General features: G+C 64.2%; 18 protein-coding genes. 9 read left to right on the top strand and 9 right to left on the bottom strand.

Going from position 1 to position 23265, the window contains the following annotated elements:
• Positions 1–34 precede the first annotated feature (34 nt).
• The 5 genes from J2Y48_RS15850 (at position 35) to J2Y48_RS15830 (ending at position 4261) form a co-directional block, all read left to right on the top strand.
• Positions 35–814, top strand: coding sequence for an N-acyl amino acid synthase FeeM domain-containing protein (locus J2Y48_RS15850; protein WP_310419895.1), 780 nt, complete (start codon positions 35–37; stop codon positions 812–814).
• 167 nt (positions 815–981) lie between these two features.
• Positions 982–1206 (top strand): aa3-type cytochrome c oxidase subunit IV, encoded by a 225-nt coding sequence (locus J2Y48_RS15845; RefSeq protein WP_310419893.1) that lies wholly within the window; start codon positions 982–984, stop codon positions 1204–1206.
• A gap of 85 nt (positions 1207–1291) precedes the next feature.
• Positions 1292–2443 (top strand): Re/Si-specific NAD(P)(+) transhydrogenase subunit alpha, encoded by a 1152-nt coding sequence (locus J2Y48_RS15840; protein WP_310419891.1) that lies wholly within the window; start codon positions 1292–1294, stop codon positions 2441–2443.
• Positions 2443–2853, top strand: coding sequence for an NAD(P) transhydrogenase subunit alpha (locus J2Y48_RS15835; RefSeq protein ID WP_310419890.1), 411 nt, complete (start codon positions 2443–2445; stop codon positions 2851–2853). The genes J2Y48_RS15840 and J2Y48_RS15835 overlap by 1 nt, the downstream gene beginning before the upstream one ends.
• A gap of 10 nt (positions 2854–2863) precedes the next feature.
• The gene (locus tag J2Y48_RS15830; RefSeq protein ID WP_310419888.1) at positions 2864–4261 is read left to right on the top strand and encodes an NAD(P)(+) transhydrogenase (Re/Si-specific) subunit beta; all 1398 of its coding nucleotides are present in this window, start codon (positions 2864–2866) and stop codon (positions 4259–4261) included.
• Positions 4262–4581: 320 nt separating this feature from the next.
• On the opposite strand, the gene J2Y48_RS15825 is transcribed toward J2Y48_RS15830, so the two are convergent.
• Both J2Y48_RS15825 and rpsU read right to left on the bottom strand, forming a co-directional pair.
• Positions 4582–5466 carry a tetratricopeptide repeat protein gene (locus tag J2Y48_RS15825; RefSeq protein ID WP_310419887.1) on the bottom strand — a complete coding sequence of 295 codons (885 nt, stop codon included), beginning with the start codon at positions 5464–5466 and terminating at the stop codon, positions 4582–4584.
• 270 nt (positions 5467–5736) lie between these two features.
• A complete protein-coding gene (rpsU, locus tag J2Y48_RS15820) occupies positions 5737–5964 on the bottom strand; it encodes a 30S ribosomal protein S21 (RefSeq protein WP_037155834.1) in 228 nt (75 codons plus the stop codon).
• 327 nt (positions 5965–6291) lie between these two features.
• On the opposite strand from rpsU, the gene J2Y48_RS15815 reads away from it, so the two are divergent.
• Genes J2Y48_RS15815 through J2Y48_RS15800 form a run of 4 tightly spaced genes read left to right on the top strand, consistent with a single transcriptional unit; the run spans position 6292 to position 11475 of the window.
• Positions 6292–7545, top strand: coding sequence for a sarcosine oxidase subunit beta (locus tag J2Y48_RS15815; RefSeq protein WP_310419883.1), 1254 nt, complete (start codon positions 6292–6294; stop codon positions 7543–7545).
• A gap of 54 nt (positions 7546–7599) precedes the next feature.
• A complete protein-coding gene (locus J2Y48_RS15810) occupies positions 7600–7944 on the top strand; it encodes a sarcosine oxidase subunit delta (RefSeq protein WP_310419881.1) in 345 nt (114 codons plus the stop codon).
• Positions 7941–10934, top strand: a complete 2994-nt coding sequence (locus J2Y48_RS15805) for a sarcosine oxidase subunit alpha (RefSeq protein ID WP_310419880.1) — start codon at positions 7941–7943, stop codon at positions 10932–10934. Before J2Y48_RS15810 ends, J2Y48_RS15805 begins: the two co-directional genes overlap by 4 nt.
• Complete coding sequence (locus J2Y48_RS15800) at positions 10927–11475, top strand: sarcosine oxidase subunit gamma (RefSeq protein WP_310419878.1); 549 nt, start codon at positions 10927–10929, stop codon at positions 11473–11475. Before J2Y48_RS15805 ends, J2Y48_RS15800 begins: the two co-directional genes overlap by 8 nt.
• Positions 11476–11511: 36 nt before the next feature.
• On the opposite strand, the gene J2Y48_RS15795 is transcribed toward J2Y48_RS15800, so the two are convergent.
• The 7 genes from J2Y48_RS15795 to J2Y48_RS15765 all read right to left on the bottom strand — a co-directional run bounded on the left by J2Y48_RS15795 (position 11512) and on the right by J2Y48_RS15765 (position 23160).
• Complete coding sequence (locus tag J2Y48_RS15795; RefSeq protein ID WP_310419876.1) at positions 11512–12000, bottom strand: MaoC family dehydratase; 489 nt, start codon at positions 11998–12000, stop codon at positions 11512–11514.
• A gap of 131 nt (positions 12001–12131) precedes the next feature.
• Positions 12132–14126, bottom strand: a complete 1995-nt coding sequence (gene glgX / locus J2Y48_RS15790) for a glycogen debranching protein GlgX (RefSeq protein ID WP_310419874.1) — start codon at positions 14124–14126, stop codon at positions 12132–12134.
• A gap of 1 nt (position 14127) precedes the next feature.
• Entirely contained in the window at positions 14128–15756 is a 1629-nt protein-coding gene (locus J2Y48_RS15785; protein WP_310419872.1) for an alpha-D-glucose phosphate-specific phosphoglucomutase, read from the bottom strand.
• 3 nt (positions 15757–15759) lie between these two features.
• Positions 15760–17199, bottom strand: a complete 1440-nt coding sequence (gene glgA / locus J2Y48_RS15780; protein ID WP_310419870.1) for a glycogen synthase GlgA — start codon at positions 17197–17199, stop codon at positions 15760–15762.
• Positions 17200–17211: 12 nt separating this feature from the next.
• On the bottom strand, positions 17212–18474 hold the full coding sequence (glgC, locus tag J2Y48_RS15775) for a glucose-1-phosphate adenylyltransferase (protein ID WP_310419867.1): 1263 nt from the start codon (positions 18472–18474) through the stop codon (positions 17212–17214).
• 19 nt (positions 18475–18493) lie between these two features.
• Positions 18494–20698 carry a 1,4-alpha-glucan branching protein GlgB gene (glgB, locus tag J2Y48_RS15770; RefSeq protein ID WP_310419866.1) on the bottom strand — a complete coding sequence of 735 codons (2205 nt, stop codon included), beginning with the start codon at positions 20696–20698 and terminating at the stop codon, positions 18494–18496.
• Entirely contained in the window at positions 20698–23160 is a 2463-nt protein-coding gene (locus J2Y48_RS15765) for a glycogen/starch/alpha-glucan phosphorylase (RefSeq protein WP_310419864.1), read from the bottom strand. Before J2Y48_RS15765 ends, glgB begins: the two co-directional genes overlap by 1 nt.
• Positions 23161–23265: the final 105 nt, after the last annotated feature.

Raw genomic sequence — 23265 nt, 5'->3', positions numbered from 1 at the left:
CGGCCGCGGTCATTCAATCGGGGATTTGTGTCTTATGGCCAGCGTACAATCGGCGACCAATCGGTTCTCGGACAAGCTCATGCAGTTGCTCGACCGGGTGGAGTACCGCCGGGTGGAATCCGGGGAGGACATGGAGGAGGTCGCCCGCATCCGCTACAAGGCCTACAAGGCCGGTAGCGTCATGCAGCTGGGCGACGAGTCGCCGCTCCTGATCGACGAAGCCGACTTCGACAGTCACGCCTATGTGTTCGGGATCTACTACGAGGAGCGACTAATCTCGACCGTCCGTCTGCATCACGTCACGCCCGAGCATCGCGTTACCTCCTCCGGCAAGGTGTTTCCCGACGAGATCAACGCCTTTCTCGATGCCGGCATGACGCTGATCGATCCGGTCCGCCTGGCCGCCGACCCGGAGGTCTGGAGCGAAATGCCGGCGATCCCCTATCTCACGCTGCGCCTGGCCACGATGGCGACCGACTATTTCCAGGCCGATCGCTGCCTGCAGATGGTCAAGCCTGCGCATGCGGCCTTCTACAAGCGGGTGTTCGATGCGGATTTCGTCGCCTCGCCGAAGAGCAACCATGGCAAGTTCATCATCGATCTCATGCTGCTTGCCACCCGCGTGAAGGAGGTTCTGCCGTCGCTCTATGTGCGCTTCCCCTTCTTCAAGTCGGAAGCGTTCGAGCGGCGGATGTTGTTCGGGCGCGGCGAAGACATGCTTTTCAGCCCGCTGACCGTGCGCCCGACCGCCCGCCTTGCGCATTTCGGTGCCGCCAGCCGTATCCAGATCGGCGAAGCAGGCCTGCGCGCCTGATCCGCGCGTGCCGTGTCGCAACTCGAGCGACAAATGTCGAGGTGCGACTCTGTCACGCGTTGCGCTTTGACAAGCCATTGTGTAAGCGATGGCAACAGGGGCCTTGTGGCCCGCGTTGATGAATGCGCCCTCTAAGCGCCGGGCGCAGACAAACAGGAGACGATAGCATGGCTGAACTTCATACCGGACCGGTCGAAATGGGTGCTCCGATGGACTACGCAGAGCATGAGAAGACCTACGTCTTCTTCCTCAACGCGGCCAAGTACGTAACGATGTTCTGCGTGACGCTGATGATCGCAATGGCTGCCGCCTTCTTTACCAGCGCCGGGTTCTTTTCCGGGCTCGTCCTCCTGATCGTTCTCAACGTCCTCGGTTTCATCGCTCTGCGCTGAACGCTCTCTAGCGGACGACAGAATACCGCGACCCCTGCCGGGGGCGCCTCTGCATAGCGCTGCCGAACTGGGGGAGGATTGGCGTGTGAGTGGAATTGTATTCGTTGCGCGGGAGGTGGATCCTGCGGAAAGCCGGGTTGCTGCGTCGGTCGAGACGGTGAAGAAGATGAAGGGGCTCGGCTTCGACGTGATCGTCGAAGGAGGGGCAGGCCTTTCGTCCCGTATTCCCGACACGGATTTTGAGGCCGCAGGAGCCAGGATCGGCTCGGCCGCAGACGCAAAGGGCGCCGACGTGGTGCTCAAGGTACGTCGGCCGATCGACAAGGAAATCAAATCCTACAAGTCCGGTGCGCTCGTCATCGCGATCATGGATCCCTACGGCAACGATAAGGCGCTTGCCGCGATGGCCAAGGCGGGCCTCACCACGTTTGCGATGGAATTGATGCCGCGCATCACCCGCGCGCAGTCCATGGACGTGCTCTCCTCGCAGGCGAACCTCGCGGGCTACCAGGCGGTGATCGATGCGGCCGCCGAATACGACCGCGCCCTGCCGATGATGATGACGGCGGCTGGCACCGTTCCGGCCGCAAAGGTCTTCGTCATGGGGGCAGGCGTTGCCGGCCTGCAGGCGATCGCGACGGCTAAGCGCCTCGGTGCCGCCGTCTCCGCCACCGACGTTCGTCCTGCCGCCAAGGAGCAGGTCGCTTCTCTCGGCGGCAAATTCATCGCCGTTGAGGACGAGGAGTTCAAGGCCGCCGAGACGGCCGGCGGCTACGCCAAGGAAATGTCCAAGGAATACCAGGCGAAGCAGGCTGCGCTCGTTGCCGACCACATCGCCAAGCAGGACATCATCATCACGACCGCTTTGATCCCCGGTCGCCCCGCACCGAAGCTTGTCACCCGTGAGATGCTGAAATCGATGCGTCCGGGGGCGATCGCCGTCGACCTCGCCGTCGAGCGTGGCGGCAACATCGAGGGCTCCGAGGCCGGCAAGGTCGTCGAGGTCGAGGGCGTCAAGGTCATCGGCTATCTCAACATGCCGGGCCGTATCGCCGCCTCCGCGTCGCTGCTCTACGCGAAAAACCTAGTCACCTTCCTGGAGACGCTGGTCAACAAGGAAGCAAAAACGCTCGCCGTCAATCCCGAGGACGAACTGGTCAAGGCGACGATGCTGACCCGCGATGGCGCGGTCGTCCATCCGGCCTTCGCTGCTGCCGAGAGCAAGGAGAACGCGTGATGGCCAACGAACTCCTGGACAAGGCGCTCACCGATCTCGAGCGCGCCGTCGAAGCGGTCCGCACGGCGGCCGAGTATGCCCCCGAGGCCGCCAGCGCTGTCGCGCATGGCGTTTCCGGCGGAGCGATCGATCCGTTCGTCTTCCGGCTGGCGATCTTCGTGCTGTCGATCTTCGTCGGCTACTACGTCGTCTGGTCGGTGACGCCGGCGCTGCACACGCCGCTGATGGCCGTCACCAATGCGATCTCCTCGGTGATCGTCGTCGGCGCACTGCTCGCCGTCGGCATATCCCTCTCGGGTATCGCCACCGGCTTCGGCTTCGTCGCCCTGGTGCTTGCCTCCGTCAACATCTTCGGCGGCTTCCTCGTCACCCAGCGCATGCTGGCGATGTACAAGAAAAAAGAGAAGTGAGGGCCTGCTGATGTCTCAGAATCTCGCAGCCTTCCTCTATCTCGTCTCGGGCGTGCTGTTCATCATGGCGCTGCGCGGCCTGTCGCACCCGACCACCAGTCGGCGCGGCAACATGCTCGGCATGACCGGCATGGGCATCGCCATCGTCACGACGCTGATCCTGGCTTCGCCCTCCTTCGGCGGATTCATGCTGATCGTCGTCGGCCTGGCCATCGGTGGCGGCGTGGGCGCCTATATCGCCCGGTCGATCCCGATGACCTCGATGCCGCAGCTGGTCGCCGGCTTCCACTCGCTGGTCGGTCTCGCCGCCGTGCTCGTCGCCGCCGCCGCGCTCTATTCGCCGGCCGCCTTTGGCATCGGCGAGGTCGGCACGATCCATGGCCAGGCGCTGGTGGAAATGGCGCTCGGCGTCGCGATCGGCGCGATCACCTTCACCGGCTCGATCATCGCCTTCCTGAAGCTCGACGGTCGCATGTCGGGCAAGCCGATCATGCTGCCGTCGCGGCATCTGATCAATGCCGCGCTGCTAGCGCTGATCGTCTTCTTCATCGTCGGGCTGGCGCTGACCGAGAGCCACTTCAACTTCTGGGCGATCGTGCTGCTGTCGCTGGCGCTCGGCGTGCTGATCATCATTCCGATCGGCGGCGCCGACATGCCCGTCGTCGTCTCGATGCTGAACTCCTATTCGGGTTGGGCGGCAGCCGGCATCGGCTTCACCCTCGGCAACCTGGCGCTGATCATCACCGGCGCGCTGGTCGGCTCGTCGGGTGCGATCCTGTCCTACATCATGTGCAAGGGCATGAACCGTTCGTTCATCTCGGTCATCCTCGGCGGCTTCGGCGGCGAGACGGCCGCGGTTGTGGACGACGGCATCCAGCGCACGGTCAAGCAGGGGTCGGCCGACGACGCCGCCTTCCTGATGGCGAACGCCTCCAAGGTCATCATCGTGCCGGGCTACGGCATGGCGGTGGCGCAGGCCCAGCATGCGCTACGCGAGCTTGCCGACAAGCTGAAGGCGAACGGCGTCGAGGTGAAATACGCGATCCACCCGGTGGCAGGCCGCATGCCCGGCCACATGAATGTGCTGCTTGCCGAAGCGAACGTGCCCTATGACGAAGTGTTCGAGTTGGAGGACATCAACTCGGAGTTCTCCCAGGCCGATGTCGCCTATGTCATCGGGGCGAACGACGTCACCAACCCGGCCGCCCGCGACGACAAGTCCTCGCCGATCTACGGCATGCCGATCCTCGACGTCGACAAGGCCAAGACCTGCCTGTTCGTCAAGCGCTCGCTCGGCTCCGGCTATGCCGGCATCGACAACACGCTGTTCTACAAGGACGGCACGATGATGCTACTCGGCGACGCCAAGAAGATGACCGAGGACATCGTCAAGGCGATGAACCACTGAGCCGACGCAAATCGGCGAAAAGGGGCCCGCGAGACGATCGCGGGCCCCTTTTTTGTTTGGTTCAAGGCCGGTTCCCAGCCCCTCGTCCGCCTGCCGGCCACCTTCTCCTCGCTTGCGGGGAGAAGGGCACTCGCGGCGGTGGGCCCGCCGTTCTTGGCAAGCAGGGTGGAGACGGCGCGGCATATGTCCTTCGTCCCGCTCGCGGGAGAAGGTGGCCGGCAGGCCGGATGAGGGGCCGTTTCAGCCGACGATGCAATGAAAAAGCCCGCGATCGTCTCGCGGGCTTGGCCGAATCTCTTCGCAGTCTGGAAGGCTGCCCGTTATGCCGACTTGCCGCGGGTGCGGGCGAGGCCGTCCTTGGCCGGCTGGTACTTGGGGTCGAGCTGGAGCGCGTGCGAATAGGACTTCGCAGCCTTCGCCATGTCACCCTTACGCTCGTAGATCAGCGCCTGGTTCGCCCAGGATTCGGCAATCTTGCCATCGAGCGTGATCGACGTGTTGAAATCGGCAAACGCGTTGTCGTCGTCGCCCTGGGCGGCATAGGAGAGGCCGCGGCCGTTGTAGGGCTCGGGCGAACTGGGCGAAAGGGAGATCGCCTTGGAGAAGTCTTCGATCGCCGGACCGTGCTGGCCGCGCTTCTGGTAGATGAGTCCGCGGTTGTGGTAGGCGCGCGGATCCGTCGTGTCGAGCTGGACCGCCTTGTTGAAGTCGTTGAACGCGTCGTCCATGCGGCCGGCCTGGCGGTAGAGGTTGCCGCGGCCGATATAGGCGACGTCGTAGCTCGGGTTGATCTGCAGCGCCATGTTGTAGTCGGCGGCAGCCTCGGCCTGGTTGCCCATGTTGCGTTGAACCAGGGCGCGGTTGGCGTAGGCCTGGTAGAAGCGCGGGTTGAGCTGGACCGCCCGGTTGAAGTCCTCCAGCGCGTCGCGGAACTGGCCGGCGCGGCCGTACGCGGAGCCGCGGACGTTATAGCCTTCCGGATCCTGCGGATTGGCGGCGATCACGCTCGACAGCGAGGAGATGTTCTCCGACGAGCCCTGCGCGCGCTCGACGCGCATGACGTCGGAGGTGCTGTTGCTCTGGCAGGCGGTCAGCAGCCCGGCCGAGGCAAGGGTGAGAAGGGCGACGGCAACGGGCCTGCGAAGGTTCGTGGCATCAGCGAAGCGTTTCAGCGTGGAGGTGGAATGCGCCGTATTAGCTGCCATTAAGATCTGATCCCTCAATAAAGCGCGTCGCGCCCATCGTGCATCCCCTCGCGCCGGCGTGACCTGCCACCGCTGGGGGCTCGTTCCCTTGGACAGCATGGCAACGCTGATGCGCCGGCTGCCCAGCGGCGCGATCGGCACCCACCTTGCGGCGGATTGGAGCAATGCGCGGGTCCCCAGGCACAATGCCCGACGCGCATCAAAAAAGGCGGTGGCGATCCTATCGCCCCCGCCAGACCTTGCATCTGAAAACGTCGAAAAAACGACGGATCAACGGCCCGTGCGGCCGCCGGCAATCAGGCCTTCGCGCTGTGCGCGCTTGCGAGCCAGCTTGCGGACGCGGCGGACGGCCTCGGCCTTCTCGCGGGCACGCTTCTGCGACGGCTTTTCGTAGTAGTCCCGCATCTTCATTTCGCGGAAGATGCCTTCGCGCTGCATCTTCTTCTTGAGAGCGCGGAGCGCCTGATCGACGTTGTTATCGCGGACTAGTACCTGCACGAGTATCCCGTTCCTTTGTTTGTGTTGGACGCCTCGGGGATCCAGGTCGACGAGGCAAACAAAAATAGTTTCGCAGCCCAGCAGGCACGCGAGTGGGAGGTCGGATACCAGAACATTGGGCGGAAGTCCAGACGTCCGGCTCGAAACCACGGGAAAAATCACCGGGCAGCGGTCGGAACAAGGGCTGTCACGTACGTTATCGTACCGATGTCGCAAGCCGCGCAAGCCGCGCCGGAATGCGTCGCAAAGAAAACGTTGTAACTGCCCCAGATTTGCTTTCTATCGGCGACACGGAAATCGAGCCGGACACATACGGAGTAGAGGCGGATGCGCAAATATTCGGTCTTTGCCGTCGCACGCGAGGCGTTGCGCGGCCACACGGGATGGGAGCCACAATGGGCGTCGCCCGAACCGCGCAAGGAGTATGATGTCATCATCATCGGCGCGGGCGGCCATGGCCTTGGAACCGCCTATTATCTCGCCAAGGAGCACGGCATCACCAATATCGCCGTCCTTGAAAAGGGCTGGCTCGGCGGCGGCAACACCGGCCGCAACACGACCATCATCCGCTCGAATTACCTCTATGACGAAAGCGCAGGTCTTTATAACCATGCCCTGAAGCTGTGGGACGGCCTGTCGCAGGACCTGAACTACAACGTCATGTACTCGCCACGCGGCGTGATGATGCTGGCCCACAACATCCACGACGCGCAGGGCTTCCAGCGTACTCTCCACGCCAACCGCCTGAACGGCGTGGACAATGAATGGCTGACGCCGGAGCAGGCCAAGGAATACTGCCCGCCGCTCGACATTTCCCGTTCCGCCCGCTACCCGGTGGTCGGCGCGACGCTGCAGCGCAAGGGCGGTACCGCCCGCCACGATGCCGTCGCCTGGGGCTACGCCCGCGGCGCGTCCGACCGCGGCGTCCACATCATCCAGAACTGCGAGGTCACCGGCATCCGCCGCAATCCGGACGGTTCCGTCGCTGGTGTCGAGACGACGCGCGGGCCGATCAACGCCAAGAAGGTCGGCGTGGTTGCGGCCGGGCACACCTCGGTCGTCATGCAGATGGCCGATATCCGCATGCCGCTCCTCAGCTTCCCGCTGCAGGCGATGGTCTCCGAGCCGGTCAAGCCGATCTTCCCCTGCGTCGTCATGTCGAACACGGTGCACGCCTATATCTCGCAGTCGGACAAGGGCGAACTGGTGATCGGTGCCGGCACCGACCAGTACCAGTCCTATTCGCAGACCGGCGGCCTGCACATCATCACCCACACGCTGGATGCGATCTGTGAACTGTTCCCGATGTTCACCCGCATGAAGATGATGCGCTCCTGGGGTGGCATCGTCGACGTGACGCCGGACCGCTCGCCGATTCTGGCCAAGACGCCGGTCAAGGGCCTGTACGTCAACTGCGGCTGGGGCACCGGCGGCTTCAAGGCGACGCCCGGCTCCGCCCATGTCTTCGCCCACACGATCGCCCGCGACGAGCCGCATCCGATCAATGCGCCCTTCACGATGGAGCGGTTCCGTACCGGCCGCCTGATCGACGAGGCAGCCGCCGCCGCCGTGGCTCACTAACTTTCTTAATCGCCTGCGCTCTCCGGTGGAGGGTGGCAGGCAGGAGACGACAAGATGCTGCTGATCCATTGCCCCTACTGCGAGGAAGAGCGCCCGGAACTGGAGTTCCGCGGCGCCGGCGACGCCCATATCCTGCGTCCGACCAACATCGCTGACATCTCGGATGAAGAGTTCGAGGCCTTCTTTTTCCTGCGCGACAACGTCAAGGGTCTCGTCTACGAGCGCTGGCGCCACATCCATGGCTGCGGCCGCTTCTTCAACGCCGCGCGCGACACCGTGAGCGACAAGTTCGTGACGACCTACAAGGCGGGCCAGCCGCGTCCGGATCTTTCGCCGGCGCCGGCAGCGACGGAAAGGACCGTCGAAACCTATGAAGCTACGGAAGGAGTGGCAGGATGAGCGGGGCAAATCGTATCACGGGCGCCGGCCGCCTGACCCCTGCCCGCCAGGCAAGGTTCACATTCGACGGCAAGAGCTATGAGGCGCTGGAAGGCGACACGGTCGCCTCGGCGCTGCTGGCCAACGGTGTCCATCTCGTCGGCCGCTCGTTCAAGTACCATCGTCCGCGCGGCATTCTGTCGGCGGGCGCCGAGGAACCGAATGCGCTGATCGACGTCGAGCGCGACGCCGCCCGCAAGCAGCCGAACGTGCGGGCGACCGTGCAGGAGGTGTTCGACGGCGCGACGATCTCGTCGCAGAACCGCTGGCCGTCGCTCGCCTTCGATGTCGGGGGCGTCAACAACCTGCTGTCGCCCTTCTTCGCGGCCGGCTTCTACTACAAGACCTTCATGTGGCCGAAAGCCGCCTGGGAAAAGTTCTACGAGCCGCGCATCCGTGCTGCCGCCGGCCTCGGCGTCGCGCCGACGCAGGCCGATACCGACCACTACGCCAACCGCTTCGCCCATTGCGACGTGCTCGTCGTCGGTGCCGGCATCGCCGGCCTTTCGGCAGCCCTTGCCGCGGCCGAGAGCGGCGCACGCGTGATCCTCTGCGACGAGCAGCCGGAAGTCGGCGGTGCGCTGCACTACGACAAGTCGGTCACGATCGACGGCCAGGACGGCTTCGACTGGGCGCAGGCCACCGCGGCCCGCCTCGCTGCGATGGACAACGTCACCGTCCTCACCCGCACGACCGCCTTCGGCTACTATGCGCAGAACTTCGTCGTGCTGGCCGAACGGGTCACAGACCACCTGTCGCGTCCGGACCGCAAGCTGCCGCGCGAGCGGATGTGGCAGGTGCGGGCGAAGCGGGTCGTCCTGGCGACCGGCGCGATCGAACGCCACATGGTGTTCGCCAACAACGATCGTCCCGGCATCATGCTGGCGTCCGCCGCGCGGACCTACCTCAACCACTTCGGCGTTGCCGTCGGCAAGAAGGTGGGCGTCTACACCGCCAACGATTCGGCTTACGAGGCGGCCTTCGACCTGGCGCGTGCCGGTGTCCGGATCGCTGCGATCGTCGACAACCGCACCAAGCCGGGCGAGGCGGTCCTCGCCGAAGCCCGCAGCCTTGGCATCGAAGTGCTGACCGGCCATTCCGTGATCGACACCAAGGGGCATCGCCGCGTCAATTCCATGACGGTCGCCCGCAACGGTGGCGGCGGAAAGCGCACCATTGCCGTCGATGCGCTGATCATGTCGGCCGGGTGGACGCCGTCCGTTCACCTGTTCTCGCAGTCGCGCGGCAAGGTCGCCTACAACGCCGAAGCCGGCCAATTCCTGCCGGGCACCTATGCGCAGGACTGCCTGTCGGTCGGCGCCTGCAACGGCACCAATGGCCTGCAGGCAACCGTCGAGGAAGCGCTCGCCGCCGGTGAACTGATGGCGCGCGCGACCGGCAGCAATTCCGGCGGCAAGGTTGAGATCCGTGCCGAGAATGCCTTCGAATGGACCGGCGGCATGGCCGGTGCAGCCGAAGGGGCAGGCGCCAACGACAACGTCAAGGCATTCATCGACTTCCAGAACGACGTCTGCGCCAAGGACATCCGCCTCGCCGTGCGCGAGGGCATGCACTCGATCGAGCACATCAAGCGCTTCACCACCAACGGCATGGCGACCGACCAGGGCAAGCTGTCCAACATCCACGGACTGGCGATCGCCGCCGAGACGCTGGGTCGCGACATCCCGAAGGTCGGCCTGACGACCTTCCGCGCGCCGTATACGCCGGTGACATACGGGACGATCATCAACCACTCGCGCGGCGAGCTCTTCGATCCGACCCGCAAGACGCCGATGCACGCCTGGGAAGAGGCGCATGGCGCCGTGTTCGAGGACGTCGGCCAGTGGAAGCGCGCCTGGTACTATCCGCGTGCCGGCGAGACCATGCATGAGGCGGTCAACCGCGAATGCAAGACGGTGCGTGATGTCGCCGGCCTGTTCGACGCCTCGACGCTCGGCAAGATCGAGGTGGTCGGCCCGGATGCGGCCGAGTTCCTCAACCTGATGTACACCAACGCCTGGGATACGCTGAAGCCCGGCCGCTGCCGCTACGGCATCATGCTGCGCGAGGACGGTTTCGTCTATGACGACGGCGTCGTCGGCCGCATCGCCGAGGACCGCTTCCACGTCACCACCACGACCGGCGGCGCGGCGCGGGTGATGAACCACATGGAGGACTACCTCCAGACCGAGTTCCCCCACCTCAAGGTGTGGCTGACCTCGACCACGGAGCAGTGGGCGGTCATCGCGGTGCAGGGGCCGAAGGCGCGCGAGATCATCGCACCGCTCGTCGAGGGCATCGACCTGTCGAACGAGGCTTTCCCGCACATGAGCGTGCGCGAGGGCAAGATCTGCGGCGTGCCGACCCGGCTGTTCCGCATGTCGTTCACCGGCGAGACCGGCTTCGAAGTCAACGTCCCGGCCGACTACGGCCAGGCCGTCTGGGAAGCGATCTGGGCCCGAGCCGAGCCGATGGGCGCCTGCGCCTACGGCACCGAGACGATGCACGTCCTGCGCGCCGAGAAGGGCTACATCATCGTCGGCCAGGACACCGACGGCACGGTGACGCCCTTTGACGCGGGCGTCGGCTGGGCTGTCTCGAAGAAGAAGACCGATTTTGTCGGCATCCGCGGCCTGAAGCGCCCGGACCTCGCCGCCGAGGGCCGCAAGCAGCTGGTCGGCCTCAAGACCAAGGACCCGACGGTGGTGCTGCAGGAGGGCGCGCATATTGTCGCCGATCCGAACCAGCCGATCCCGATGAAGATGCTCGGCCACGTCACTTCGTCCTACTGGTCGTCGAATTGCGGCCATTCGATCGCCCTGGCGCTCGTCGCCGGCGGCCAGGCCCGCATGGGACAGACGCTCTACGTGCCCATGAGCGATCGCACGATTGCCGTCGAGGTCACGGACATGGTGTTCATTGACAAGGAAGGAGCACGCCTCAATGGCTGACCAAGCATTGCGAAAAGCGCCCCTCGGCGGCTTTCACGGCGGCTCCGGCGCCGCCAACGTCTCCGCGGCCGGTCCGGCGACCCGCCTGTCATTGCGCGCCCGGCCCGAGGCCATCACCGCATTGTCCCGCGCGCTCGGCGTCGACCTGCCGACGGACCCGAAGACATCGTCCACCAAAAACGGGCGTCATGCGCTCTGGCTCGGCCCCGACGAATGGCTGCTAATCGACGAGAACGGCACCGACCTGGCCGCTGCGGCAGCCAAAGCGGGCACGCTGCATTCCGCTGCCGATATTTCCCATCGCAACACGGCGATCCTGGTCGCCGGACCGAAGGCGGCGCTGGCGATCGCTTGCGCCACCCCGCACGACCTTTCGCCGTCGGCGTTCCCGGTCGGCGCCTGTGCACGGACCGTGCTCGGCAAGATCGAGGTGGTCATCTTCCGGACCGGCGAGGAGGAGTATCGGGTCGAGTGCTGGCGGTCGTTCGCCCCCTATGCGTCCGCGATGCTCGCCGAGGGAGCAGAAGACGCCGGGCTCTGAGCCCGCGTCTGCATCCTTGCGATATAGACTGGCCGGTTACGCATCCTCCGGCCGGTCCTTCGGGTCGAACTGGATGATCGTGATCCAGTTCGCCGTCAGTGCCGGCTTGCGTTCGTTCTCGATGTCGACGGTCACCTCGTAGGTGACCATCAGCATGCCGGCACCGCGAAAGCGAGCTTCAGCCATGGTGAATCGGCCGCGAACGCGCGCGCCGCTCTTAACCGGTGCCATGAAGCGCAACTTGTCGAAGCCGTAATTGATGCCCATCGTCTGCTCGATGACGCGCGGCAGGCAGTCATAGTTCATCGCCGAAAGCAGGGACAGCGACAGGAAGCCATGCGCGATCGTGCCGCCGAACGGCGTTTCCGCCGCCGCGCGAACGGGATCGGTATGGATGAACTGGTGGTCTTCGGTCGCCTCGGCGAAACGGTCGATCATGGTCTGGTCGACGGTGAACCATTTCGACACGCCGATCTCCTCGCCGACAAGGTCCTTGACGTCGGTAAGGTGGATTTCGGGTGGCATCGGCAGTCCTTTCGTTCGGCGCGCAGCGAAGCTTTTTAGCGATGTTTAACGCATAGGTCGCGAAATCGTAACCGGTTTTCACAAACGTTGTTCGAGCGCGCCATCTAACCGTCTTTGAGAAGAGTGGCCGGTCAACTCTGAGAGATCAGGAAGTCCACACAGCGTGGCGCCACTTCCGTCACCGTTGATCCAGCCTTTGTCAGCAGGCCGCGCCATTTTCCGCCGGTGACGGCGGGCAGGGAAAGCGGCAGCGGTTCGTGGCTTCGGTTGAAGCAGACCGCAAGCTGCACCGTTTGCCAGCTTTCGGTATCGAGGCTGGTGAGTATCATGGCCAGCGATGACGTTGACGGGGTTTCCCAGTCCCGGACCTGCATCGGCGTACCGTCCAGCCGTAGCCACTCGACGTCTCCCTTGCCGTAGTAGAAACTCGGGTCGGAAAAGATGGAGAACCGCCTACGGATGGCCGCGAGCGCGGCAACATGGGCGATCATGTCCTCGTCGAGTTTCGCCCAGTCGAGCCAGGTCAGCGCGTTGTCCTGGCAATAGGCGTTGTTGTTGCCCTGCTGGCTGCGCCCGCCCTCGTCGCCGGCCGTGAGCAGCACCGTTCCCTTCGAGGCAAAGAGGCTGGAAAGCAACGCCATGACGTCGCGTTTGCGCGCTGACAGCACGGTCTTGTCGCCTGTTTCGCCCTCCACGCCATTGTTCCAGGAATGGTTTTCGTCGTGGCCGTCGCGGTTGTGTTCGCCGTTGGCCTCGTTGTGCTTGCCGGCATAGGAAACCAGGTCCAGAAGCGTGAATCCGTCATGGGCTGCAATGAAATTGACACTGCGCGTCTGCGTCGCCCCATCGTGCAGGAAAGTGTCGGCGGAGCCTGAGAGAACGGTCGCAAACGCGCCGAGCCTGCCGGCATCGCCGCGCCAGAACAGCCGGGTGTCGTCGCGGAAGCGATCGTTCCATTCGAGGAAGGGCGGCGGAAAACTGCCGAGCTGGTAGCCCCCCAAGCCAATGTCCCAGGGTTCGGCGATCAGGATGCGGTCGGAAAGGATGGGGTCGGTCCGCATTTCCGAAAAGAGCGCCGCCTTGGGCTCGAAGCCGTTGGCCTCGCGTCCGAGTACCGTGGCGAGATCGAAGCGAAAGCCGTCCACGCCGGCGTTCAGCACGAAGTGGCGCATGCTGTCGAGGATCAGCCGCCGGACGACCGGATGTTCGCAGGCGATGGTATTGCCGCAGCCTGTGTCGTTGACCAGTTCGCCGGGCCGGCGGGGCACATGGCGATAGTAGGTGAGGTTATCGAGGCCACGCATCGACAGCGTTGTGCCGAAGCGATCGCTTTCGCCGGAGTGGTTGAAGACCAGGTCGAGGATCACGCCGATGCCCTCGGCGTGCAAGGCAGCGACCGTCGAAGCCAGTTCCCTCATGCCGCCGGGCGCAAGCATCGGATCGAGCGCCATCAGCGCGACCGGATTGTAGCCCCAGCTGTTGTGCAGCCCGAGCGGGGGGAGGTGGCGCTCGTCAATCCAGGCGACGATCGGCATCAGTTCCACCGCATCGACGCCGATGCGTTTCAGATGGGCGATTACGGAAGGATGGGCGAGCGCGCCGATGGTGCCACGGGCCTCTTCCGGAATGTCGGGATGCAGCATGGTGAAGCCGCGCACCGCAATCTCGTAGATCAGGCCGCCCGGACGAAACTGCGGCGGGGCGGGCGGCACCAGCGCGTCGATCGTGACAATGGCCTTCGGCACAAGATCGGCGGTGTCCTCGCCATAGTGGGTGAGGCGGACGTCATGGACGAAGCGCCGGTCCAGTTGCTTGGCATAGGGATCGACGAGCAGCTTGCTCGGATCGAACCAGAGGCCGTGATCAAGCGAATGGACGCCGTCGGCCCGATAGCCATAGCGCGTGCCGGAGCCGGCGCCTTCGACGAAGAGCCGGTGCACGTTGTCCGCGTCGCGCCGCATCGGCAGCCGCCGCATCTCTTCCTTGCCATTGTCGTCGAAGAGGCAAAGATCGACGCGCGCGGCATCGCGGGAATGAACGGCGAAGGCGACGCCGCCATCCACGACGGTTGCGCCGAGCGGTGCTGCCCCCTCGGGCTCAGAGGCGGCCTGAGGCGCCAAGGTCATCTCAGGTGATCACGCTCGGCGCGCTGCGGCCGGTGCGGGCCCTGATGCCGGCGATGTCGTCGGCGATGGCGATGAGGTCGGCCAGCGCCTCTTGCGTTTCGATGTCGTGACGCGCGGCGTCCGGCTCGAAGCGCTCGATATAGACGCGCAACGTCGCACCTGAGGTGCCGGTGCCGGACAGCCGGAAGACGATGCGCGAGCCGCCGACAAAGAGGATGCGGATGCCCTGATGCTTGCTGACGGACTTGTCGATCGGATCGTGATAGGCGAAGTCGTCCGCCATCTCGACCACGCGGCCGTCGAATGCCTTGTTGGGAAGATCGGCAAGCCGCTTGCGCAAGTCTTCGATGAGGCCGTTCGCGGCTTCGGTATCGACCTCTTCATAGTCGTGGCGGGAATAATAGTTGCGGCCATAGGTCGCCCAATGCTTCTGGACAATGTCGAGCACGCTTTCCTTGCGCACCGCAAGGATGTTGAGCCAGAGCAGCACGGCCCACAAACCGTCCTTCTCGCGCACGTGGTTGGAACCGGTACCGGCACTTTCCTCGCCGCAGATCGTCACTTTGCCGGCGTCGAGCAGATTGCCGAAGAACTTCCAGCCCGTCGGCGTCTCGTACATGCCGATGCCAAGTTTTTCGGCGACGCGATCGGCCGCGCCGCTGGTCGGCATCGATCGGGCAATGCCGGCAAGCCCTTTGCTGTAGCCGGGCGCGAGGTGGGCGTTGGCGGCAAGAAGCGCGAGGCTGTCGGACGGGGTGACGAAGATGCCGCGACCGATGATCAGGTTGCGGTCGCCGTCGCCGTCCGACGCCGCGCCGAAATCGGGTGCGTCGTCGGCCATCATCGCCTCATAGAGGGCGCGGGCGTGGACGAGGTTCGGATCGGGGTGGTGCCCGCCGAAGTCCGGCAGCGGCATGAAGTTCAGCACCGAGCCCTTTGGGGCGCCGAGGCGGTTTTCCAGGATCTCCTTGGCGTAGGGACCAGTGACTGCGCTCATGGCATCGAACACCATACGGAAGCCGCCGGCGAACATGCGGCGGATCGCGGCGAAATCGAACAGTTGCTCCATCAGTTCGGCATAGTCGGTGACGGGGTCGATGACCGTCACGGTCATGTCTTCGACCGTACTTGTTCCTTCGAGGTCGAGATTGATATCGGCAGCATCGGCAATCTTGTAGCTGTCGATCACCTTCGAGCGGGCGTAAATCGCATCGGTGATCTTTTCGGGTGCGGGCCCGCCGTTGCCGATGTTGTACTTTATGCCGAAGTCTTCGGTCGGTCCGCCGGGATTGTGGCTGGCCGACAGGATGATGCCGCCGAAGGCCTTGTACTTGCGGATCAGGTTCGAGGCGGCAGGGGTCGAAAGAATGCCGCCGCGGCCGACCAGCACCTGCCCAAAGCCGTTCGCTGCCGCCATCTTGATGGCGATCTGGATCACCTCGCGATTGTAGTAGCGACCGTCGCCACCGATCACGAGTGTCTGCCCGGGAAAGCCCTCCAGCGAATCGAAGATCGACTGGATGAAGTTCTCCGCATAATTCGCCTGCTGGAACACGGGCACCTTTTTGCGCAGACCGGAAGTGCCGGGTTTCTGATCGTCGTATGGCTTTGTTTCTACAGTCGTAATCATGGCTTACACTCTCGCGAGGAGGCTGGAATAAAGGCTAACATAGCGTTCGGCGCTTTTCTTCCAGGAAACGTCGGACTTCATTCCCTGATTCTGCAATCGGGCCCAGACCTTTGGGTCCCTAAATGCGGTGAAAGCGCGGCGAAGGACGTGGCGGAATGCGTCGGTCGTGACCGGCGCGAACTGGAAACCGGTCGCGACTCGGGCGGAGAGTGCGGCCTCGTTGGCATCGATCACCGTGTCGGCAAGCCCGCCGGTGCGGGCGACGATCGGCACGCAGCCATAGCGCAGGCCGTAAAGCTGGGTGAGGCCACAGGGTTCGAATCGCGAGGGGATGAGGATGGCGTCGGCGCCGGCCTGCATCAGGTGTGACAAGGGCTCGTCGTAGCCGATGATGATGCCGACGCGCCCGCGATGGCGCGACGCAGCGGCCAGCAGCGCGCCCTCCAGACCCTGATCGCCGGTTCCCAGCACTGCCAGCGTGCCACCTTCGGCGACGATCCAGTCGGCGACTTCGGCAATGAGGTCGATCCCCTTTTGCCAGGCGAGGCGGGAAACGACGCAGAACACCGGCCCGCCGCCGTCCGCCAGTCCGAAACGATCGAGCAGCGCCTGCCGGTTCTTCGACCGGGCGCGCAGCGCGCCGGGACCATAGTTGGCGGCGATGTGCGGATCCGTCGTCGGGTCCCAGACGGCGGTGTCGACACCGTTGACGATGCCCATCAGCTCGCCTGCACGGGCGTTGATGAGGCCGTCGAGCCCCATTCCGAACTCGGGCGTCCTGATTTCCTGCGCGTAGGTCGGGCTGACCGTCGTCACTTCCCAGGCCGTCCGCAGACCGCCTTTCATGAAGCTGACGTCCCCATAATATTCGAGCCCTTCGACGCTGAAGGCTTCCGGCGGTAGGCCAAGTTCGGGAAAGATTTCCGGGCCGAACTGCCCCTGGAAGGCAAGGTTGTGCACCGTCACGATGCTGGGGATGTGCCCGAGACCGGAATAGCGCATGTAGACAGGGGTCATCGCCGCCTGCCAGTCATGCGCATGGACGATGTCGGGCGTCCAGTCCGGCAGCAGGCCGCGCGCGATCTCCGCGCCTGCTTGCGAAAGGACGGCAAACCGCTTCCAGTTGTCAGGATAGTCCTTGCCGGTCGCATCGACATACGGCCCACCGCTGCGGTCGAAATAGACGGGCGCGTCGAGGACGAACAGGTCGAGCCCGGCATGCTGCGCAGCAAGGATCCGCATCTCATCGCCGAACACGCTCGGCAGCGTCGCGATCTTGCGCGGTTTTGTCAGTTGCTGCATCACCGCCGGATAGCCCGGCAGCAGGGTTCGCATTCGCACCCCGTTGGCGTCGAGCGCAAGCGGGAGCGCGCCGGTCACGTCGGCAAGGCCGCCCGTCTTGATGAGCGGGAACACCTCGGATGCCACCGAAAGTACGTTCATTGGTAACAGATCCTAGAGTTCCAGCCGGTCGATCATCGGCTGCGTGATCAGGCAAATGCCGCTGTCGGAGCGGCGAAAACGCCGGCCATCCAGTTCCAGGTCCTCGCCAACGATCAGCCCCTCCGGAATCGTCACGCCGCGGTCGATCACCACGTTGGTCAGTTGCGCGTGCCGGCCGATGGTCACATCGGGAAGGACGACGGCGCCTTCGAGGCGAGAATAGGAGTTGGCGCGCACGCCGGTGAAGAGCAGGCTCCGATGCAGCGATGAGCCCGAGATGATGCAATTGCCCGAGACGAGCGAGGAGATCGCCGAGCCGCGGCGGTCCTCGTCGTCATGGACGAATTTCGCCGGCGGCGTGATCTCGGCATAGGTCCAGATCGGCCAGGTCACGTCGTATATGTCCAGTTCCGGCGTCACGTCGGTCAGATCGATGTTGGCCTGCCAGTAGGCGTCGATCGTGCCGACGTCGCGCCAATAGGCCTCACGCTCGAAATCAGAACGCACGCAGGAAGCGGTGAAGCGATGGGCGACCGCTTTGCCGTTCTCGACAATGTAGGGGATGATGTCCTTGCCAAAGTCGCGGGAGGAATTGGGATCGGCCGCGTCGCGGCGCAGGATGTCCATCAGGAACTTCGTGTGGAATACGTAGATGCCCATGGAGGCGAGCGCCATGTCCGGGTTCCCGGGAATGCCGGGCGGATCGGCCGGCTTCTCGACGAAGGCCATGATCTCGTCCTTTTCATCGACCTGCATGACGCCAAAGCCGGTGGCTTCCTTCCGGGGCACTTCGAGACAGCCGATCGTCACCTGGGCGCCGGAATCGACGTGCTGCTGGAGCATCAGCTCGTAGTCCATCTTGTAGACGTGGTCGCCGGCCAGGATGACCATGTATTCGACGCCGTAGTCCTCGATGATGTCGATGTTCTGGTAGACCGCGTCGGCGGTGCCTTCGTACCATTGCGTCTCGGAGACGCGCTGGCTGGCGGGCAGGATGTCGAAGCTCTCGTTACGCTCGGGGCGGAAGAAGTTCCAGCCGCGCTGCAGGTGGCGGATCAGCGAGTGGGCCTTGTACTGGGTGGCGACGCCGATACGGCGGATGCCGGAGTTCAAGGCATTGGAGAGGGCGAAATCGATGATGCGTGCCTTGCCGCCGAAATAGACCGCCGGCTTGGCGCGGCGGTCGGTCAGTTCGTTCAGGCGGCTACCGCGCCCCCCGGCAAGAACATAGGCCATCGCGTCGCGCGCGAGGGGTTGAATCCGCTTCTGCTCCATCGTGTCCTCCCGACATTCCTCATGCATCCTGTTCCAGCATCAGCGTCGCCAGTGGTGGCAGCGTCACCGAAGCTGAAACGTTCCCCCTGTTGTCCCGGGTCGCCTGAACGGCGCCTCCATTTCCCTTGCCCGATCCACCATAGATCTCGGCATCGGTATTGAGAATCTCCTTCCACCGTCCTTCAACCGGCAGCGGAATGCGATAGCTTTCCCGATAGGTTGGCGTGAAGTTGGTGACGATCGCAATCATCTTTTCGCCGGGCGCCTTGCGCAGCCAGGTGAACACGGAGTTATCGCGATCGTCGGCGAGCAGCCACTCGAAGCCTTCGCCCTCGCAGTCTCGCCCGTGCAGCGCCACCTTCCGCCGGTAGGTGCCGTTGAGATCGCGAACCAGCCGGCGCATGCCCTCGTGCAGGGGGTACTCAAGGAGGTTCCAGTCGAGCGCGCGGTCCTCGTCCCATTCCCGCCACTGTGCGAATTCCTGTCCCATGAACAGCAGCTTCTTGCCGGGATAGCCCCACATGAAGGCGTAGTAGGCTCTCAGCGTCGCGAACTTTTGCCAGTCGTCGCCGGCCATCTTGGCGATCAGCGAGCCCTTGCCGTGCACGACCTCGTCATGGGAGAGCGGCAGCACGAAGTTCTCGGAAAACGCATAGAGCAGGCCGAAGGTCATGTCGTTGTGGTGGAACTTCCGGTGCACGGGCTCGCGCTTGAGGTACTGCAGCGTGTCGTGCATGAAACCCATGTTCCACTTGAAGCCGAAGCCCAGTCCGCCCTCGTGCACCGGATGGGAAACCTTTGGCCAGGACGTCGATTCCTCGGCGATCGTCATTACGCCCGGCCGGGTGCCGTAGAGGCGGGAATTCATCTCCTGCAGGAAGCGCACGGCCTCGAGGTTTTCGTTGCCGCCATACTCGTTCGGCACCCACTCGCCGTGCTTGCGCGAATAGTCGAGGTAGAGCATCGAGGCGACCGCATCGACGCGCAGCCCGTCGATGTGGAACTTCTCCGCCCAGTAGAGCGCGTTGTTGATCAGGAAGGCGAGGACTTCCAGGCGGCCGAAATTGTAGATCGCCGTGTTCCAGTCGGGATGAAACCCCTTGCGCGGGTCGGCGTGTTCGTAGAGCGCGGTGCCGTCGAACCAGCGCAGGCCATGCTCGTCGGTCGGGAAATGCGCCGGCACCCAGTCGAGGATGACGCCGATGCCGACCTTGTGCGCGCCGTTGACGAAGCGGGCGAAGCCTTCGGGTTCGCCGAAACGGGCGGTGGGCGCGTAGAGGCCGGTCGTCTGGTAGCCCCAGGACGGATCGTAGGGAAACTCCGAGATCGGCAGGAATTCGATGTGGGTGAAGCCCATGTCGACGCAATAGGGGATCAGCCGGTCGGCAAGCTCGTCCCAGGACAGCATCTCGCCATTGTCGCGCCGCTGCCAGGAACCGGCATGCACCTCGTAGATGGAGATCGGCTGGCGACGCGGATCGGCCTTCGACCAGAAGGCGCGGTGGGCGTCGTCTTCCCAGACCTGGGCGATTTCGACGGTCGTCATCGAGGCAGTTCGCGGCCGCAGTTCCGAGCGCCGGGCAAAGGGATCCGCCTTCAGCGGCAGCAGTTCGCCGTTCTTGCCGACGATCTCGTACTTGTAGGCCTGGCCGGCGCTGACACCGGGAAGGAAAATCTCCCAGATGCCGGTGTCGCGGCGGAGCCGCATGACGTGGCGGCGACCATCCCACTCGTTGAAGTCGCCGACGACGGAGACCCGCTGTGCGTTCGGCGCCCAGACGGCGAAGTGGAAGCCATCGACGCCTTCCAGCGCCAGCGGATGGGCGCCCATCCGATCGAAAAGCCGCAGGTGGGAGCCTTGGCGAATGTAATAGTCGTCCATCGGTCCCAGCACCGGGCCGAAGGAGTAAGGGTCGACAACGATCCACTCGCCGCCGGAATTGCGGGCACGATAGCAGATCGGTTGCTGCTTGCGAACGGACACCGGGCCGGCAAAGATGCCGGCGGGATCCAGGCAGTCGAGCGCGCCGATCACCTTGCCGGCTATCGTTTCGGCCGTGACGGTTTCGGCATGAGGGATGAAACAGCGGGCAACGAAGGTGTCACCGACTTGCTGGACGCCCAGCACCGAGAAGGGATCTGCGTGCCGGCTTTCAACAATTGCCTCGATATCGGCCTTCAGAAGACCCGTCGATTGTTGGTCCAGCGGGTCCTTTCTCGTCATCAAACGCCCCAGATCTCGGTCGCGTATTGGCGGATCGTCCGGTCCGACGAGAACCAGCCCATGCGCGCCGTGTTGAGGATGGCCTTGGTGTTCCAGCTGGCCTTGTCGACCCAGAGACTGTCCACGTCGCGCTGCGCCTTCGCATAGGCATCGAAGTCGGCGGCGACCATGAACCAGTCGTGATTGTAGAGGCCGTCGATGAGCCCGGAAAAGCGGTCGCGGTCGTCGGGGGAAAAGACGCCGGAGGAAATGGCGAGCAGCGCCTGCGACAGCTCGGGTGAACTCTCGATAATGGCGCGGGGGTTATGCCCCTCGGCGCGCACCCGGGCGACCTCGCCCGCCGTCATGCCGAAGATGACGATGTTGTCCGCGCCGACATGGTCGCGCATTTCCACATTGGCGCCGTCGAGCGTTCCGATGGTCAGCGCACCGTTCAGGGCGAATTTCATGTTGCCGGTGCCGGACGCCTCCATGCCGGCGGTGGAGATTTGTTCAGAGAGATCAGCGGCCGGAACCATCACCTCGGCCAGCGAGACGTTGTAATTCGGCACGAAGACCACCTTGAGAAGCCCGCGCACGGCCGGGTCGTTGTTGATCACCCGCGCCACGTCGTTGGCGAGCTTGATGATCAGCTTGGCGTTGTGATAGCTCGGCGCCGCCTTGCCGGCGAAAAGCTTTACCCGCGGCACCCAGTCCCGCTCCGGGCGCGAGCGGATCTGGTCGTAAAGCGCCACCGCCTCGATGATGTTGAGAAGCTGGCGCTTGTATTCGTGGATGCGCTTGATCTGGATGTCGAACATCGCGTCGGGATCGAGGCGCACGCCGAGCCGGGCCTGGACGAGATGGGCGAGCTTGACCTTGTTCTCCCGCTTGATGGCGGCAAAGCGCTCCCGAAAGGCGGCATCGCCGGCGAAGATGTCGAGCGCCTTCAGGCGCTCCGCGTCGTCTTCGAACGAGGTGCCGATCGATTCGCGGATCAGGTTGAACAGGCCGGGATTGCACTGCATCAACCAGCGGCGCGGCGTGATCCCGTTGGTCTTGTTGTTGATGCGGTCCGGATAGAGCCGGTGAAGATCGGCGAAGACCGTTTCCTTCATCAGTTCGGTGTGCAGCGCCGAGACGCCGTTGACCGAATGCGAGCCGACGAAGGCGAGGTTGCCCATGCGCACGCGGCGCTCGCCGCCTTCCTCGATCAGCGAGATGTTGCGGATCTTCTGGTCGTCGTAGCCGCGGTCCCTGCGGGCTTCGAGCAGGATCTTGGCGTTGATCGCATAGACGATCTGCATGTGGCGCGGCAACAGCCGCTCGAACAGCGGCACCGGCCAGCTTTCCAGCGCTTCGGGCAAAAGTGTGTGGTTGGTGTAGGCGAAGGTCTTGCGGGCGATGTCCCAGGCGGTGTCGAATTCCAGCCCGTGCACGTCGGTCAGCAGGCGCACCAGTTCGGCGACGGAGACGGCCGGATGGGTGTCGTTCAACTGGATGGCGACCGCATCCGGCAGCGAGGTGAAATCCGGATATTGCTGCAGATGGCGGCGTAAAATGTCCTGCAGCGAGGCGGAGGAGAAGAAGAACTCCTGCCGAAGCCGCAACTCCTGGCCGGCGGGCGTGGCATCCGCCGGATACAGCACGCGGGTCAGGCTTTCGGCCTTGTTGCTCTCGCGAAGCGCGCCGATATGGTCGCCGGCATTGAAGGCATCGAGCAGGATCGGGTCGATCGGATGGGCGGACCACAGGCGCAGCGTGTTGACGCGCTTGGCGCGCCAGCCGACGGCAGGCGTGTCGTAGGCGGTGGCGATGACGCGCTCGGCCGGCTTCCAGACGAAGCGCTGCTTGTTTTCGCCGAGGTCGAGCGTCTCGACGGCGCCGCCGAAGCCGATCTCATAGGAGCTTTCGCGGCGCTCGAATTCCCAGGGGTTGCCGTGCGCCAGCCAGGTCTCCGGCAGTTCCACCTGCCATCCGTCGGCCATTTGCTGGCGGAACAGGCCATGCACGTAGCGGATTCCGTAGCCGTAGGCCGGCACGTCGGTCGTCGCCATGGATTCGATGAAGCAGGCGGCAAGCCGGCCGAGACCGCCGTTGCCGAGCGCTGCATCCGGTTCAAGCTCGGCAATCACGTCGATGTCGACGCCGAGCGAGGCGAGCGCCTCGCGCATCTCGTCCATGATGCCGATATTGGTCATGGCGTCGCGCATCAGGCGGCCAATGAGAAACTCCAGCGACAGGTAATAGACCCGCTTCGCGCCGGTGGCGTAGGTGCGTCGGGTCGAATCCATCCACTTGTCGGTGATGCGGTCACGCGCCACCAGGATGGCGGCGGTCAGCCAGTCATGCGGCTTGGCGACCTTCGGATCCTTGCCGATACGGTACTTCAGGCGTTCCAGAAGTTCGGTGGCAAGCTGCGACGGCTCGGTGGAGCGCAGGGCCGGGGCGGGGATTTCGTTGGAGGAGACCCTGTTCATCATGGGCGGTAACGAACCCCTTCATTGCAATCGGCGGCCGTCAGAACTCAGCCTGCCATAATTTTGCATCGATCCGAAGCGCTTGCAATACGAGTTCACCGGATAGGA

The sequence above is a fragment of the Mycoplana sp. BE70 genome (assembly GCF_031455855.1).
Taxonomy (GTDB): domain Bacteria; phylum Pseudomonadota; class Alphaproteobacteria; order Rhizobiales; family Rhizobiaceae; genus Mycoplana.
Note: the sequence above shows the minus strand (reverse complement) of the source record. Positions and strands in the feature narration are given on the sequence as shown.

What these genes read in the sequence shown, in the direction of transcription:
- J2Y48_RS15850 (WP_310419895.1), top strand. Translation starts at nt 35, where the DNA reads ATGGCCAGCGTACAATCGGCGACCAATCGGTTCTCGGACAAGCTCATG.
- J2Y48_RS15845 (WP_310419893.1), top strand. Translation starts at nt 982, where the DNA reads ATGGCTGAACTTCATACCGGACCGGTCGAAATGGGTGCTCCGATGGAC.
- J2Y48_RS15835 (WP_310419890.1), top strand. Translation starts at nt 2,443, where the DNA reads ATGGCCAACGAACTCCTGGACAAGGCGCTCACCGATCTCGAGCGCGCC.
- J2Y48_RS15830 (WP_310419888.1), top strand. Translation starts at nt 2,864, where the DNA reads ATGTCTCAGAATCTCGCAGCCTTCCTCTATCTCGTCTCGGGCGTGCTG.
- J2Y48_RS15825 (WP_310419887.1), bottom strand. Translation starts at nt 5,466, where the DNA reads ATGGCAGCTAATACGGCGCATTCCACCTCCACGCTGAAACGCTTCGCT.
- J2Y48_RS15815 (WP_310419883.1), top strand. Translation starts at nt 6,292, where the DNA reads ATGCGCAAATATTCGGTCTTTGCCGTCGCACGCGAGGCGTTGCGCGGC.
- J2Y48_RS15810 (WP_310419881.1), top strand. Translation starts at nt 7,600, where the DNA reads ATGCTGCTGATCCATTGCCCCTACTGCGAGGAAGAGCGCCCGGAACTG.
- J2Y48_RS15805 (WP_310419880.1), top strand. Translation starts at nt 7,941, where the DNA reads ATGAGCGGGGCAAATCGTATCACGGGCGCCGGCCGCCTGACCCCTGCC.
- J2Y48_RS15800 (WP_310419878.1), top strand. Translation starts at nt 10,927, where the DNA reads ATGGCTGACCAAGCATTGCGAAAAGCGCCCCTCGGCGGCTTTCACGGC.
- J2Y48_RS15795 (WP_310419876.1), bottom strand. Translation starts at nt 12,000, where the DNA reads ATGCCACCCGAAATCCACCTTACCGACGTCAAGGACCTTGTCGGCGAG.
- glgX (WP_310419874.1), bottom strand. Translation starts at nt 14,126, where the DNA reads ATGACCTTGGCGCCTCAGGCCGCCTCTGAGCCCGAGGGGGCAGCACCG.
- J2Y48_RS15785 (WP_310419872.1), bottom strand. Translation starts at nt 15,756, where the DNA reads ATGATTACGACTGTAGAAACAAAGCCATACGACGATCAGAAACCCGGC.
- glgA (WP_310419870.1), bottom strand. Translation starts at nt 17,199, where the DNA reads ATGAACGTACTTTCGGTGGCATCCGAGGTGTTCCCGCTCATCAAGACG.
- glgC (WP_310419867.1), bottom strand. Translation starts at nt 18,474, where the DNA reads ATGGAGCAGAAGCGGATTCAACCCCTCGCGCGCGACGCGATGGCCTAT.
- glgB (WP_310419866.1), bottom strand. Translation starts at nt 20,698, where the DNA reads ATGACGAGAAAGGACCCGCTGGACCAACAATCGACGGGTCTTCTGAAG.
- J2Y48_RS15765 (WP_310419864.1), bottom strand. Translation starts at nt 23,160, where the DNA reads ATGATGAACAGGGTCTCCTCCAACGAAATCCCCGCCCCGGCCCTGCGC.